General features: G+C 70.7%; 13 protein-coding genes. 8 read left to right on the top strand and 5 right to left on the bottom strand.

Translation table 11 applies throughout. From position 1 onward, the window contains the following. Nucleotides 1-139 precede the first annotated feature (139 nt). The 3 genes from IEW34_RS26380 to IEW34_RS26390 all read left to right on the top strand — a co-directional run bounded on the left by IEW34_RS26380 (nt 140) and on the right by IEW34_RS26390 (nt 3,248). A complete protein-coding gene (locus IEW34_RS26380) occupies nt 140-2,062 on the top strand; it encodes a PAS domain-containing sensor histidine kinase (protein ID WP_188612233.1) in 1,923 nt (640 codons plus the stop codon). Then, nucleotides 2,059-2,718, top strand: coding sequence for a response regulator transcription factor (locus tag IEW34_RS26385; RefSeq protein WP_188612234.1), 660 nt, complete (start codon nt 2,059-2,061; stop codon nt 2,716-2,718). Before IEW34_RS26380 ends, IEW34_RS26385 begins: the two co-directional genes overlap by 4 nt. A gap of 164 nt (nt 2,719-2,882) precedes the next feature. Beyond that, nucleotides 2,883-3,248 (top strand): response regulator transcription factor, encoded by a 366-nt coding sequence (locus tag IEW34_RS26390; RefSeq protein WP_244642239.1) that lies wholly within the window; start codon nt 2,883-2,885, stop codon nt 3,246-3,248. 593 nt (nt 3,249-3,841) lie between these two features. Here IEW34_RS26390 and IEW34_RS26395 read toward each other — a convergent pair. Continuing rightward, the gene (locus tag IEW34_RS26395) at nt 3,842-4,366 is read right to left on the bottom strand and encodes an SMI1/KNR4 family protein (protein ID WP_210324595.1); all 525 of its coding nucleotides are present in this window, start codon (nt 4,364-4,366) and stop codon (nt 3,842-3,844) included. A gap of 372 nt (nt 4,367-4,738) precedes the next feature. On the opposite strand from IEW34_RS26395, the gene IEW34_RS26400 reads away from it, so the two are divergent. Next, the gene (locus IEW34_RS26400) at nt 4,739-6,553 is read left to right on the top strand and encodes a DEAD/DEAH box helicase (RefSeq protein ID WP_188612491.1); all 1,815 of its coding nucleotides are present in this window, start codon (nt 4,739-4,741) and stop codon (nt 6,551-6,553) included. A 22-nt stretch (nt 6,554-6,575) separates the two neighbouring features. Here the strand turns inward: IEW34_RS26400 and IEW34_RS26405 are convergent, their stop codons facing one another. Both IEW34_RS26405 and IEW34_RS26410 read right to left on the bottom strand, forming a co-directional pair. Beyond that, nucleotides 6,576-7,391 (bottom strand): enoyl-CoA hydratase, encoded by an 816-nt coding sequence (locus IEW34_RS26405; protein WP_188612236.1) that lies wholly within the window; start codon nt 7,389-7,391, stop codon nt 6,576-6,578. Nucleotides 7,392-7,501: 110 nt separating this feature from the next. Further along, the gene (locus IEW34_RS26410; protein ID WP_188612237.1) at nt 7,502-8,422 is read right to left on the bottom strand and encodes a LysR family transcriptional regulator; all 921 of its coding nucleotides are present in this window, start codon (nt 8,420-8,422) and stop codon (nt 7,502-7,504) included. A gap of 107 nt (nt 8,423-8,529) precedes the next feature. On the opposite strand from IEW34_RS26410, the gene IEW34_RS26415 reads away from it, so the two are divergent. The 3 genes from IEW34_RS26415 (at nt 8,530) to IEW34_RS26425 (ending at nt 11,486) form a co-directional block, all read left to right on the top strand. Further along, complete coding sequence (locus IEW34_RS26415; RefSeq protein WP_188612238.1) at nt 8,530-9,378, top strand: isocitrate lyase/PEP mutase family protein; 849 nt, start codon at nt 8,530-8,532, stop codon at nt 9,376-9,378. 237 nt (nt 9,379-9,615) lie between these two features. Beyond that, nucleotides 9,616-10,578: an SIS domain-containing protein gene (locus IEW34_RS26420; protein WP_210324596.1), complete on the top strand. Its 963-nt coding sequence runs from the start codon at nt 9,616-9,618 to the stop codon at nt 10,576-10,578. After that, on the top strand, nt 10,575-11,486 hold the full coding sequence (locus IEW34_RS26425) for an ROK family protein (RefSeq protein WP_188612240.1): 912 nt from the start codon (nt 10,575-10,577) through the stop codon (nt 11,484-11,486). The genes IEW34_RS26420 and IEW34_RS26425 overlap by 4 nt, the downstream gene beginning before the upstream one ends. On the opposite strand, the gene IEW34_RS26430 is transcribed toward IEW34_RS26425, so the two are convergent. Next, a complete protein-coding gene (locus IEW34_RS26430; protein WP_188612241.1) occupies nt 11,466-12,602 on the bottom strand; it encodes a helix-turn-helix transcriptional regulator in 1,137 nt (378 codons plus the stop codon). The two genes, IEW34_RS26425 and IEW34_RS26430, sit on opposite strands and share 21 nt — an antisense overlap. 314 nt (nt 12,603-12,916) lie before the next feature. Here IEW34_RS26430 and IEW34_RS26435 point away from each other — a divergent pair, with 314 nt between their 5' ends. After that, the gene (locus IEW34_RS26435) at nt 12,917-13,288 is read left to right on the top strand and encodes a hypothetical protein (RefSeq protein WP_188612242.1); all 372 of its coding nucleotides are present in this window, start codon (nt 12,917-12,919) and stop codon (nt 13,286-13,288) included. Nucleotides 13,289-13,311: 23 nt separating this feature from the next. Here IEW34_RS26435 and IEW34_RS26440 read toward each other — a convergent pair whose 3' ends face one another. After that, nucleotides 13,312-14,526, bottom strand: a complete 1,215-nt coding sequence (locus IEW34_RS26440; RefSeq protein ID WP_188612243.1) for an MFS transporter — start codon at nt 14,524-14,526, stop codon at nt 13,312-13,314. Between the last annotated feature and the right edge of the window lie 125 nt (nt 14,527-14,651).

Consider the following 14,651-nt stretch of genomic DNA (forward strand, 5'->3'; position numbering starts at 1 on the left):
GCCCACGCGCTACGCCTGGGCGCGCCCATCCGGGCCGCGCGGCTCGCCGACTTCGCGGAAGACGCGGGGCGTGTCCGCGTGTAACGGGGGAGGCGAAGTCGTTTCGACGCCGGCAGCCGGCATGGAGGCATCCTCGCGCATGACTGGTGGTTGGCAGGGGTCGAGGTGGCGCATCGCAGGCGCGATCGCGCTCGCCGCCGTCATCTTCTGGATCGACACGGCGACGGAGGTGCCCGGCGCCGTGTCGGTGCTCTACGCCGGAACCATCCTCCTGGTCGCCGACGTGCTGAGCCCGCGCGGCGTGGCGGCCGCGGGCGCGACGGCGGCGGCGCTGGCGATCGCAGGCTATCTCATCCCCCACGCCGAGCATCCGATCGACGCGAGCCTGCTGCGCCTCGCCGCCGGGCTGGTCGCCATCGCCATCACGACAGTGTTGGCCCTGCGCACCTGGTCGGCCCAGTCCGTGCTGGTGAAGCACGCCGAGCTCCTCGACCTCGCCCACGAGACGGTGGTCATCCGCGACATCTCGGGCCGCATCCGCTACTGGAACAGCGGGGCTGAGCGGCTCTACGGCTACTCCCGGGCCGAAGCGCTCGGCGCCGATTGCCGCAAGCTGCTGAAGACGGCCCTGTCGATACCGGAGGCGGAGGTGATGGCGACCCTGCGTGCCGAGGGGCGCTGGGCCGGGGAGTTGGTGCGCACGCGCCGGGACGGCGCGCAGATCCTGCTCGAGAGCCACTGGTCGCTGCGCGAGGACCGCCCGACCCGGGCCCTCGAGATCGTCGAGATCAGCACCGACATCACCGAGAAACGCCGGGCGGGCGCTGCGGCCGCCAGGGCGGAGCAGCGCTACGGCCATATCTTCGAGGCGGCCGGCGTCGCCATCTGGGCGATGGACTGGTCGGGAGTCTACGCCGCACTGCAGCGCCTTGGCCTGCGCACGGGCGGCGCGGTCGACGAACGCGCGCGGGCCGAGCCGGCTCTCGTCGGCGAATTGGGCGCCCAGACTGCCACCACGGACGTCAACAGCGCCGGCCTCGCCCTGCTCGGCACGACGGACAAGGCCGACCTGCTCGGACCCAAGCTGCTGCGCCTGTTCACGCCGCGGAGCGAAGCCTCGTTCATCCGCGCGGTGGCGGCCCTCGTGGACGGGGCTCCCACGGTGGATCAGGAGACCGAGTTCCAGACCCTGGATGGACGGCGCATCGAGGTCATCCTGCGCGCCACCGTGTCGAGCGAGGCGGCCCCGTGGGACCGCGTGCTCGTCTCGGCCGTCGATGTGACCGCGCGCAATCGCGCCCAGCGGCGCCTGGACGAGACGCTGGCGGAGCTCGCCCATGCCACCCGCGTGATGACCCTGGGCGAGCTCACCGCCTCGATTGCCCACGAGGTCAATCAGCCGCTGGCCGCCATCATCACCTTCGGCCAGTCGGGCAAGCGCTGGCTGGCGCGCGAGGCGACCGAGGCACCCGAGACGGCGGCCTGCCTCGACAACATCGTGAGCAACGGCCGGCGCGCGCTCGAGGTGGTGAAGCGGATCCGGGCACAGACCACGAAGGCCGAGGCCGAAATCGAGCGCCTCGCCCTCCCCGAGCTCGCCGACGCGTCCCTCGCGCTGGTGCGCCGGGAGCTCGCCACCGCCGGGGTCAGCGCGGCGCTCGACGCCGACCGGCACCTCGCGGCAGCGCTGGGCGACCGCGTCCAGATCCAGCAGGTCATCGTCAATCTGCTGCTCAACGCCATCCAGGCCATGGAGCGCACCCAGCCGGACCGGCGCCAGCTCGCCGTCGAGGTCCACGCGGCGCAGGATGGAATGCTCGGCGTGTTCGTCAGCGACAACGGCCCGGGCATTCCCGAGGGCGACCCGCAGGCCATCTTCGCGCCCTTCTTCACCACCAAGGCCAACGGCATGGGTATCGGCCTTTCGATCTGCCGGTCTATCATCGAGGCGCACGGCGGCCGCATCTCGGCCGCCAACCGCGACGGCGGCGGCGCCCGCGTCGGCTTCGTGCTGCCGCCGGCCGGCGGCGACGGCGCCGCATCCGGGGATGCAAAACCATGAGCGAGAGCCAGCACGAGACGTGCGTGTGCGTGATCGACGACGACGAGGGCGTGCGGCAGGCGCTCGACAGCCTGCTGCGCTCGGCCGGCTTCACCGTCCACTGCTTCGAGACGCCGGAGGCCTTCCTGGCCGCCGACGAGAGCGACGGCGCCGGCTGCCTGATCCTCGACATCCGCCTCAGGGGTGCCAATGGCCTCGACTTCCAGCAGGAGCTGCTGGCGAGCGACAATGCCGTGCCAGTGATCCTCATGACCGGCTACGGCGATATCCCCATGACGGTGCGGGGCATGAAGGCCGGCGCCGTGAACTTTCTGGCCAAGCCCTTCGCCGACGACGACATGCTGGCGGCGGTGGCCGAGGCGCTGGCGCGCAGCGCCGAGCGCCGGGCGGCAAGCCGCCGGGGCGACGGCCTGCGCAGCTCCTACGCCTCGCTGACGCCGCGCGAGCGCGAGGTGATGGCGCTTGTGACGGCGGGGCTGATGAACAAGCAGATCGCCGGCCGGCTCGGCCTCAGCGAGATCACCGTCAAGATCCACCGCGGCAACCTGATGCGGAAGATGCAGGCGCAGTCCCTCGCCGATCTCGTGCGCATGGCCGAGGCGCTGGGCGCCCGCGAGACCTCGGCGGCGCGGTATGGCGCCACCACCGGGGGTTAGGGCGGCGCGGCTTGCTCAGGGAGGAGCTTGGCCGGGGCCGCTGAGGCGAGCCCGTTCCGCTCCCGTCTAAAACCATCATATGAGTTGCCGCGCCTGCCACCGTCCGCCAGATTCGCAGGGTATTCGGCGCGCGACCCAACGGCGCTCAGCAGAAGGCACCCCGGTTGTCCTATCCCGCCATCGTGTCGATCGTGGACGACGATCTCGACGTCCGCTCGGCGACCGCGAGCCTCGTGCGCTCGGTCGGCGCGGAGGCGCGGACCTTCGCATCGGCCCAGGAGTTTCTGGACTCTGCCGAGCTGCACTCGACTCGCTGCCTGATCACCGACGTGCAGATGCCCGGCATGACCGGCCTGGAGCTGCTCGAGCGCGTGCGCGCCCTGCACTGCACGTTCCCGGTGATCGTGGTGACCGCTTACGAGACCCAGAGCGCCCAACGCCGGGCCATGAGCGGCGGTGCCAGCGCCTTCATGAGCAAGCCGATCGACGCGGACCAGCTGCTGGACTGCCTGGCGAGCTGCGGCGACTAATCTTCCGTGAAGGTGCCGGCAACCTGGTCGGTGAAGGGCTTGAGCAGATAGCTCATGGCAATGCGCTCGCCGATCTGGATGTGCATCCTCGGCCGGTATCAGCTTCGGGCTGGAGTGCACCCTTCAAGTGAGACACTCGATTTTTAAGTGAAACCTCCAACCGAATTCGAGGCCGACCGCGCAAAGCATCAGCCCACTGAGCCCGCAAACACACGCCCATGTCACTCAAATCGAGTGTCTCACTTGAAGGGTGCACTCCACATCGGTCGGCCCTCCATTTAGTAAACTGTCACCGTCATTCCAGGATGGACGGCGGCGATAGGGTCCCCAGCGATCCAATCCGACCCGGCTCAGCGCGCAGCTTGAGGTCGCCACAAGCCTCGGCACAACGGTCCCCGCCAACGGCGGCGCCGATCGAACGGGATATGCGGGACATCGTCGGCCCGGTCACCTCGCGCCATGCCTCGGCACGAACTCGCCGCTAGATCGCTTCGCGATTGGGTGCAATCACCCAATCGCTGAGAAGCGCTCCAGATTCAAAGACGATGAGCATTTCTCTGCCATTGGATGGCCTGATCCAATGGCAAAATACTCTAGCGAGGCGCGAAGGCGACGGCCGAGTGCGGGAACGAATCCGGGAAGATCGGACAGGGTTCCTGGCCCGTGAGCACACCGGCCAGGAACCCTGTCAGATCGCGCCGATGGGCTGCGTATTCAGGGCTGCGCGAGTCGTTGATGACGACCGTCCATTCGTCGGGCGAACCCACGGTCAGCCATAGGATGACATCGCCATTGTCGGTCATTCCGACCGGAAGGAGCCCCGCCGGCGCCGGAAAAAGCGGGAACGGCTGCGGCGCCCCACCGTCGGCCAACTCGCGCAGTACGTTGATCTGGCGCGGTACCTGCGTGAGCAGGTTAATATTCTCGCGCTTGGTGAAGGGATTGAAGATCCAGATGAAGTCCGCGATCCGCCCCGACCCGTAAGCCTCTATGTAGGCCTTGTAGTCGGAGGGGAGAGCTGTCCCAAGCTCTGTCTCCACGCGAAGCCAGTCCGCCGGCGCGGCCTCGATGGCCGCGGTCGGCGGCGGCATCACCGTCTCGATATCCGCAAATGCCATTCTTCGGGATCCCTTTCTTCGGGCCATGTCCTACCCCGCCAGCCCGCTTCCCAAGCCCCACGCTCAGCGCGCGCCGCGAGCCTCTCACGCACGCCCGCGGCAGTTGCCGCGTCGGCTTGACCCGCGGCAAGGCTGCAGCACATCGCATTTGCCGCAGGCCAGCGCTGATATTCGTCGTTGCGGCCGCTGAGGGGGATGCACGCCCTCGACAAGGGCGGCCATTGGCGCCGGGCCGAGAGGGCGCCATTGGATTTCGCGGCGGCAGCGATGGAATCACGGGGCCTTTTCGACTAAGGGTCCCCCTCCCCTTCCGATGGCTCCCGTTCGACGCCTGACGACATTGCGACCCATACGGAGCCGGCCGTGCCCATCATGACGACGAACCCGGCGCTCGCCCGTGCTTTGGCGGAGCGAGGCTACACCGAGCCGACGGCGGTACAGCTCGCGGTGTCGGCCCCCGAGACATCGGGGCGTGACCTGCTGGTGTCCGCCCAGACCGGCTCGGGCAAGACGGTGGCGTATGGCCTCGCCATGGCGGAGACCCTGCTGGGCAACGACGAGGGCTTCGGACCTGCGGCCGCGCCGCAGGCGCTCGTCGTGGCTCCCACCCGCGAACTGGCGCTCCAGGTACAACGCGAGTTCGAGTGGCTCTATGCGGCGACGGGCGCAAACGTGGTCTCCTGCGTCGGCGGCATGGACCCGCGCGCGGAGCAGCGCCAGCTCAGCCGGGGCGCGCACATCGTCGTCGGCACGCCCGGACGCCTGCGCGACCATCTGGAGCGGGGCCGTCTCGACACCTCCGCCGTGCAGGTGGCCGTGCTCGACGAGGCCGACGAGATGCTCGACCTGGGCTTTCGCGAGGATCTCCAGTTCATTCTCGACGCCACGCCGCCGGAGCGGCGCAGCCTCCTGTTCTCCGCGACGCTGCCGCGCGGCATCACCGCCCTCGCCAAGCGCTACCAGCGCGACGCGCTGCGCATCGAGGTGACGGGTGCCGAAGGCGGACACGCCGATATCGAGTACCGCGCCATCCGCGTCGCGCCGAAGGAAATCGAGCACGCCGTCGTCAACGTGCTGCGCTTCTACGATGCCGCGAGCGCCATCGTCTTCTGCAACACGCGCGAGACGGTCCGGCACATGCTCGCGACGCTTCAGGAGCGGCAGTTTTCAGCGGTCGCGCTCTCCGGTGAGCTCAGCCAGAACGAACGGAACGCCGCGCTTCAATCGCTCCGCGACGGCCGGGCGCGGGTGTGCGTCGCGACCGACGTCGCAGCGCGCGGCATCGACCTGCCGAGCCTCGGCCTCGTCATCCACGCCGACCTGCCGAACGATGCCGAAAGCCTTCAACACCGCAGCGGCCGCACCGGACGGGCGGGCCGCAAGGGCGTCAGCGTGCTGCTGGTGCCGCCATTTCGCCGGCGCCGCACGGAAGACATGCTGGGGAGCCTGGGCGTGACGCCGACGTGGTCGGGGCCGCCGACGGCCGACGACATCCGCAAGCTCGACCACGAGCGCATGCTGCGCGACCCGCTTCTGACCGACGAGGCCAGCGAGGACGATATCGCCGTTGCCCGCACGCTGCTCGAACAGCATCCGGCCGAGCACCTGGTCGCGGCGCTCGTACGCCACTATCGCGCCGCCCTTCCCGCACCGGAGGAGGTTGCCGATCCCGGCGAGGCGCGCAGCCCGCGCGAGCGCGCCACCGGCCGCGGCTTCGGCGGACCGTCGGGGGCTGGGGGCGGCACCTGGTTCCGTCTCAATATCGGCCGTCGCCACCGGGCCGACCCGCGCTGGCTGCTGCCCCTCATCTGCCGGCGTGGGAACCTGACGCGCGACGACATCGGCGCCATCCGCATCTTCGACGACGAGAGCGCGTTCGAGGTCGCCGCCGCCGCGCTGGACCGCTTCAGTGAGGCGCTGCGCACGCCGGACGGCTCCAACGTGGCCATAGAACCGCTCCCCGGCGGTCCACGACCGAGCCGCCCAGAGCGTCCGGGTCGTGGGCGGCCACCGCGAGACGGGCAGAAGGACAGACCCGCCTCCGGCAAATCGTTCCGCGACAAGCCGGCGCAGGGCAAGCCCGCTGATGGGGGCCCGCGCGAGCCGCATTCGCCCGGTCGCCCCCCGCGCGCTCACCCGAACAAGTTCGGGGGCAAGCCTGCGGGGAAGGGGCGCAAACGCCCCTGAATGCCCTGTGGCTCAGGGCCGCTCATTCCCCGGTGAATCGCGGTGCGCGCCGCTCGACGAAGTGGCTGATCCCCTCCCGGAAATCGTCGCTGAGGAAGCTCAGGGCCATCTCCGCCTGCGACACCGCCACCGCCGGCCCGAGACCGCGCATCTGGTCGTCCCAGAGCTGGCGCTTGATGACCTTGAGCGAGCGCGGCGACACCTGGGTGGCGAGCAGTTGGGCGTAGGCCCTGGTCTCGCTCATCAGCTCGGCGCTCGGCACGACGCGGTTGACGAGGCCCATGCGTAGCGCCTCGGCGGCGTCGATGCGCCGGGCCGAGTAGAGCAGGTCGAAGGCGTTGGGCAGGCCGACGAGGCGCGGCAGCAGCCAGCTCATGCCGTGCTCGGCGACGGCGCCGCGCTGGGCGAAGGCGGTGAAGAAATAGGCCTCGCTCGCGGCAAAGCGCAGGTCGCAGTACAGCGGGTAGACCAGCCCGATGCCCGCGGCCACCCCGTTGAGCGCGCAGATGATGGGCTTGCTGATCGACGGGAAGTAGCTGTCGGGCCCGTGGAAGTCGACGGGCCCGCGCGGATCGAAGGCCCCGGCCGGCGGCACCGCGTGGCGATCACGGTCGGCGCCGATGTCGCTCAGCAACCCCATGTCGCCGCCAGCGCAGAAGCCGCGCCCGGCGCCGGTGAAGATGATGACGCGGACCGATGGGTCGTCGTCGGCCTGCCGCATGGCCTCGCGCAGGTCCTCCGACATGCGGCGCGTCCAGGCGTTCAGCTTCTCCGGTCGGTCGAGCGTGACGGTGGCCACATGCTGATCGACCTCGTAGCGAACCTGTTCGAGCGCCATTGTCTATCCTCCCCGTTGGCGGCTGCCGCGCGGGAGGCCCCGTCCCGGCAGTTTGCGCGGCGAGCCTACAACCCCTCGCCGCACCGCGCATCCGGCAGCCGCAGCGAACTTCAGTCCGACGGCGGCCGCGGCGGGTCGCCCGATGTCTCGCGGAGCAACGCGATCAGCGCGGTGGCCGCGGGGCTGAGATAACCCTGGCGCCGGGTGACGACATAAACCGGATTGGCGAGCGTCAGGCCCGCGACATCGATCACGGCCAGGCTCCCGGCCGCACGCTCCTCGTCGATTGCGCCCCCCGGCAGCATCGCCAGACCATATCCCGCCTCGGCCAGGCGCTTTTGCGCAGTGAGGCTGTCGACGGCACTCCACCTGAGATCGGCGACACCATGTGCCAGGAACAGGGCGGAGAGGCTGTCGGCCACGGCCTCGCGGGCCCTGCCCGTCGGGGGAAAGGCAAGCCAGTGCTCGTCGGCGAGGCTGGCCAGCGACGGCACGGTCCGCCCGGCGAGAGGATGGTCGGCGGCGCAGGCGATGAGCAAGCGCTCGCCGGCAAGCTCCAGACAGTCGAGATCACCGGAGCGGTCGCGATGATAGCGCAGCCCGATGGTCGCCTCGCCGCTGCGCACGAGCTCGCTGACCTCGCTGCTGGCGGCCGTGCGCAGCGTCAGGGCGACGCCCGCGTGAGCCTGCGAGAAGCGCCTGAGCGCCGGCGTCAGGCCGGCGCCGGCGAGCGTGCCCACTGCGGCGAGCGCCAGCGGACCGGTCTGGCCGGCTCGCAGGGCGACGACGGCGGCGCGACAGTCCTCGATGGCCGCGAGGGCGCGCTGAGCCAGGGGCAGCAAGACGTGGCCGGCCTGGCTGAGGACGACGCCGCCGGCGGCGCGGTCGAACAGCGGCGCCCCGAGTTCCTCCTCGAGCAAGGCGATGCGGCGGCTGATTGCCGGCTGCGAGCGACCGAGCCGCTCCGCTGCGCTGGAGAAGCCGCCGGTCCGATGGATGGCGAGGAAGGTGCGGAGCGAGTCGGTGTCCATGGCATCATGCAAGAAACGGATCGAGATGATCAGCACTATCAATTCGACTGATGCCCAGGCAATACCTAGCCTGCATCCGGATCATCTCTCTGGAACGGAAACCGCTAATGCCCGCCACATCCCGTCCTGCCGCTTTCGCGGCGCTGCACGCCGCCAACCCCGGCTTCGTCATGCCCAACGCCTGGGACGCCGGGAGCGCGCTCATTCTCGCGGCCGCGGGGTTCGCGGCGATCGGCACGACCAGTGCCGGCATCGCCTTTTCACTGGGCCGGCAGGACTATGCCGTCGACAACGCGAGCCTTGCCGTGTCGCGCGAGGCGATGCTCGTCCGCATGCGCGACATCGCGGCGGCGGTCCCCCTGCCCGTGAACGGCGACCTGGAAGCGGGCTTCGGCGATCGCCCGGAAGACGTCGCAGCGACCGTCCGCATGGCCATCGAGGCCGGGCTCGCCGGCGGCAACATAGAGGACAAGAAGCCGCTCGCGCCCGTCCTCTACGACGAGGCGCTGGCCGTCGAGCGCATCGTCGCCGCACGCGAGAGCATCGATGCGATGGGGTCGGCGTTCGTGCTCACTGCCCGCACCGATGCGATCCAATGGTCGAAAGGCGGCGTCGCCGAAGCCATCGATCGCGCCAACCGGCTTCGCGAGGCTGGCGCCGATTGCCTGTTCGCTCCCGGCGTTTCCGACCTGCCGACGATCGACTTGTTGGCCCGCGAGATCGACGGGCCGTTGAACATGGTCATGGGCCTCGGCAACGCCGCGGGCAACGCCCGCGACTGGATCATGGCCGGGGCGCAGCGCATCAGCCTGGGCGGCAGCATCGCGCGCGCCGCGCTCGGCTTCGTGCGCCGCGCCGCCGATGAACTGCGCGATGAGGGCACGATCTCGTTCGCGGAGGGCCAGTTGCCGCACGCGGAGCTCAACGCGCTGTTCGCGCGGCACCGCGCCGCCTGAGCGGCCGGAGTGCCATCCCCGTTGCCCCGTCGGGGTCAACGTAGAGCGTTCTCGAGCGAATTGGACGCCGGTTCGCGTTAAGAAAACGCGATAAATCAAACAGATAGAGTATTTCGGCGATTCGAAGAAACGCGGAAATACTCTAGCGGTTCGCCCATCCCGCGCTACAACCATCGTCGCAGGACGAGAGGGACGCGCATGGAGATCAGCCGCTTCATAAACGAGCAGCCGTCGGCCGTGATCGAGACCGTCCGGGCGATCGGCCCGCTGCTCGAGGCACACGACTTCACCGGCATCGAGCACGTCACACTCGTCGGCTCGGGTTCGTCGCTCAACGCCGCCACGGCGGCCGCCGCCTTCGTCGGCGCCGCGGACAGCTTAACGGCCGAAGCGATGGGAGCGACACCGTTCCTGGCGCGACGGCGCCTGCCGAATGCCAAGGCAGCGCTCGTGGTGGTGCTGACGCAGACCGGGGCGAGCGCCACCAGCATCGCCGCTGCGCGCGCGGCGGCCGACGCGGGCGCGCGCATCCTCGTGATCACGGCCAACGGCGACAGCGACGCGGCGAGGCTCGCGCTGCCGACCCTCCTCCTGCCGATCGGCGCCGAGACCATCGGGCCGAAGACGAAGGGCTACGCGGCATCCTGCGCGGCGCTCTTCGCGCTCGCCGCCCGGCTCGGCGCGCCGGTGCCCGAGCCGCCGGGGCTCCATACAGCCTTGATGGCCGCCCTCGCCGCCGCGGCTCGCCGCGCCGGGGCGCTGGCCGCCGGGCTCGACGCGGCCGACCACGTCATGGTGGCGGGGGACGGCGCGAGCCACGGCATCGCGCTGGAGGGCTCCCTCAAGATCGCCGAGATCGCCGGCCTGCCGACGTCGGCCTACACCATGGAGGAGATGCTGCACGGCCGCCTGCATGGCCTGACCGAGCATAGCCTGTGCATGCCGATCGCCACCGATGCGCCCGCCCAGGCAGAGGCCCAACGGGTGCGGGAGGTGATGGCGCCGCTCGGCGTGCGCGTCGAGCCAGTCGAGGCAGCACCCGCGCGCGACCTGCCGGCGCCGTGGAGCACCCTCGCGGCCGCCTTCGTGTTCCAGCATCTGGCGGTGGCCCTGTGCCTCCGGCGCGGCCGCGACCCCGATCTCATGCGCTATCCGGGCCTGACCCATCGCTTCGACATCAAGACGGACTTGCAGCCGTGACCCGCGCCGCCATCGGCATCGACATCGGCGGCACGGCGGTCAAGCTCGGGCTCGTCGCCGGTGACGGCACACTCCTTGCCCGGCGGCAGCTCGCCTTCGAGCGCGACCTGCCCTTTGCCGGTTTCGTCGAGCATCTGGGCCGTGCCGCCGACGAGCTGCAGGCCCATCCCGGTGGCAATCTCGCCCCAGTCGGTGTCGCCCTGCCGGGCTACGTGGACCCCGCCACGGGTGTCTCGGTCGACGGCACCTACAATGTGCCCGCTCTGGCAGGCCAGTCCCTGCCGCAAGCGCTCAGCCAGCGCTTGGGCGTCCCCGTGGTGGCGCAGAACGACGGCGTCGCCGCGGCTTGGGGGGAGCTCCTGTTCGGCGCCGGCCAGGGGCTAGCCCGCTTTGTGATGTTGACGATCGGCACCGGCATCGGCGGGGCCGTGGTCATCGACGGCCGGCCCGTCACCGGCAGCCGGGGCGAGCCGCCGGAGCTCGGCGCGATGGTGCTCGATGCTGCGGGGCCAGTGAACTACGCCGGCTTGCCGGGCACGCTCGAGGCCTTCGCCGCCGTGCCCGGGCTCAAGGCCGCCTACGGCCGCGACGACCTCGATGCGGCCGCGATCTTCGCCCGCGCCGCCGCGGGCGAGGCGGCAGCCGCCGAGGCCGTCGACCGGGTCTGCCGGCGCATCGCGCAGGCTTGCGGGGCCCTCGTCAACGCGCTCAACCTGGAGGCCTGCATTCTGGGCGGAGGCGTGTCGCACGCCGGCGAGCCGCTTCGCGCGCGGGTGGCCCACCACCTGCCGTGCTTCACCTGGCCGCTCCTGGCGCGCAACTGCGAGGTGCGGCTCGCCCTGCGCGGCAACGATGCCGGCCTGCTCGGGGCGGCCGCCCGGGCAGCGTCAGCCGTCGATCCGCCCTGACTTATCGCCCGGGGCAGCGGCCAAGCCGGCCTGACCCGCGGCGCCGGCTGCGGCGATCGGCAGGTCGCCTGGCAAGGTGGCGACCCGGTCGGCGCGGGACTTGGCCCGCGCCGCGCGCGGCGCCATGCCGAAGCGCCGGCGAAAGGTGCGGTTGAAGTAGGACAGGTCCCCGAAGCCCACATCAAAGGCGATGCTGCTGATCGACCGGCCGTCCTCCTCGGGGAATTGCAGCAGATGCATCGCCCGCTCCAGCCGCCGCGCCAGTACGAATTCCGAGAAGGTCAGCCCTTCACCCTCGAACAGCTTCTGGAGGTAGCGCAGGCTCACGCCATGGACCTCGGCGATGCGGCCCGCGGTCAGGGTGCGCTCCCCCAGCCGGGCCTCGATCTCGGCCTTGATCGCGTTCAGGCGGCTGGCGGGGCGATCCTCGTCGGTCCGCGTGTCCGCCTCGACGGGCGCCTCGCACATCATCGCGACGAGGTCGCTCATGTATTTCACGGCCATGTCGCGCAGCGCCGGCGTGTTCAGCGGCATGAGGCCGCGCATCAGCGCCGCGCCATAGCTGCCCAGCAGTTGGAGGGCATCGTTCTGCCGGTGATGGACGCGCAGCGCCTCGGCGGCGGCGCGCATCTCGGCGGTCAGCCAGCGGCCGGGCAGCACGAAATAGTCGAGCCGCGCCACGTCGATCAGCCGCAGCCGCGTCGCGGCCGCCTCGGTGAGCAGGATCGCCTCGCGCGCCGTGACGACGACGCGGCGCGCCTCGCGCTCCACCCGCAAGGTGCCGTCGGCCGGCCGCAGCAGCAGCGCGCCGCCAGCCGCCAGCAGGCCGCCCTGCGACAGGTCGACTCGCTCCGGCGGGCCGAAGCAGGACGCCAGACCTATGTCCGGATCGAGGCGCAGCAGCGCCTTCGACGGGAACGGCTCGGACTGCGGCGCGCCGAGCCGCAGGCGACGCGCCGCGCGGCCGGCAACGCGCAGATCGAGCTGCGCCCGCTCGGCCGGGGTAAGCTCGCTGGCGATCAGCCAAACCGGCGTCAGCTTGCGCCCCGCGGCGGCTGCGGCACCGCCGACTTCGGGGATGATCCCCGTTGCTGTTCGCTCGAGTCCGTTTGCCAATGCGCCCCGGTCCAAGAAATCACCGCGCGCCCTAGCCTATGAGCGCAACGAATATTCATAGCACGTGCCGGCCCCAAGGGAAGTATATGCACGGACATCCCACATTATAATAATTATAAACTGGACATGGTCGCCGGCGACCGACCGGTCGAATGCTTGAGCGCGGCTTGATCTGCATTGCGACCGGTGGACGAGGACAGATATCTGGAGCGCCACATGAAGTTCTGCCTAGTCTCGAAGGCGATATCTTCGCCCATCTCCTTGCCGGCTACTCGGCCGTGCGTCGCTAGGGCGACCAGCCGGGGGCGCGCCTGATGGTCCGCCTCGACCGCGCGGGACCTCTGGTGACGCTGCAATTCGTGCCGCCCTACGGCCCGGACGACGAGCGCGCCTATCTCGACGCCTTATGTGAGATCGGGCGCAACGACACGCCGTTCGCCCTGCTGACGATCTTCGGGGGTGGCGGCAAGCTATCGCCGGCAGGCGAGCGGGAGCAGGCGCTGTGGTTCAAGGCGACGCGCGGCCGTTTCGACCGGGTGTGCCGGGCGCTCGCCATGGTGCGCCCAGGCGCGAGCGAGCAGATGGCGCACACCTTCCGCCGGCTATGGTCGATGCCGCTCACGGTGGCCGGGGACGAGGCCACCGCGCGGGCGTTCCTGGCGCCTTACCTCGCCGAGGCGTCGTAATGGCGGGCCGCCCCCTGCATCGGTCAGTCCTGGGGCCCGGTATCACCGGCCGGCTCACGTGCGGCGGGCTGCGGCCGGCGCGACAGGGCGAGGACCAGGCACGCGATGCAGCCGGCGGCGACGCAGACGACGAAGGGCAGCGGCGGCCACAGGGTGAAGCTCGCCCCCCCGGCAAGCGCGCCGATGCCCTGCCCCATTACATGGATGCTGGCGAGCCAGCCGGCCGCGCCCGCCTGCTGGGCGGCGGGAACGCGGGCCGCGAGCGAGGCCGTGTAGGCCGGCGTGGCGAGAGCGATGCCGGCACCGGCCAGGACCGCCCCCACGGTCACCAGCCAGAGCGACGGAGCTGCCGCGAGGATGGCGCTGCCCGCGGCGAAGCTGGCCACCCCGAGCTGCATGTTGCGGGTCGGCCGGTAGGCCAGCCGCGGCACGACGAGAATCTGCACGGCGATCATGGCGACCGCCACCAACGCATAGGTCACCCCGGCCAGGGCGGCGGCCTGGTCGGCGCTCTGGCCGAAGCGCTGCTGCAGGAAGAGGCCGAGCACCATCTGAATCTGGCCGAGGCCGAAGGTCAGCAGAAAGGCGATGGCCAGCAGCGGCAGCACGGCGGCGGCGACGCTGGACAGCCGCTTGCGCCCCTCCTCGGCCGCAGGCCGGACGAGATCCGGCGCCCCCAGCAGCAGCAGCGGGCTGACCGCCATCAGCAGGAACGGCGCGCCGGCCCCCGCTGCCCCTGCCACGGCCGCCAGCGAGCCGAGCACGCGGCCGACGCCGAGCCCGGCGCTCAGGCGGGAGAGGGCTGCCGGCCGCCGATCGAGCGCGGTGCCGTGAACGATCGCCGCCTGCGCATGCGGCATGACGCCGGCGGCGCCGACGCTGTAGGCGACGCGCGAGACCGCCAGCAGCGCGAGTGCCGCCAACGTCGGCAGCGGACCGAGGAACACGGCGGCGACCAGCAGGGCGTGACCGGCAATCATCAGGGCGGCGAGTTGCCGGAACAGGCGGCGCAGGCCGGTGCGGGCGCCCAGATGCCCCCAGAGCGGCGCCGCCACGAGGAAGGCCATGGCGCCCAGGAGGGTCACCGCCCCGATGGCCGACGGCCCGAGCCCGGTCCGCTCGACCACGATCGGCACCAGCGCGAGCAGCGCCGACTGGCCAAAGCCCACGCTCGCCGCGATCAGCGACAGCCGCCCGACGGCGCCCTGCGACGCCGGCCTTGTGTCCGCCGCGCTCATGCCTGCTCCTTCATCAAATCGCGCCTGCATACGGAACGCCTAGCGTTTATGCAAATGAACTTTCTTAGATTAGAATAGTTTTCATCTTCGGTTGCGACGAAAATCGATCTATTTATCTATGTGGT

Origin of the sequence: Chelatococcus reniformis, from assembly GCF_014640075.1 — a bacterium.
Taxonomy (GTDB): domain Bacteria; phylum Pseudomonadota; class Alphaproteobacteria; order Rhizobiales; family Beijerinckiaceae; genus Camelimonas; species Camelimonas reniformis.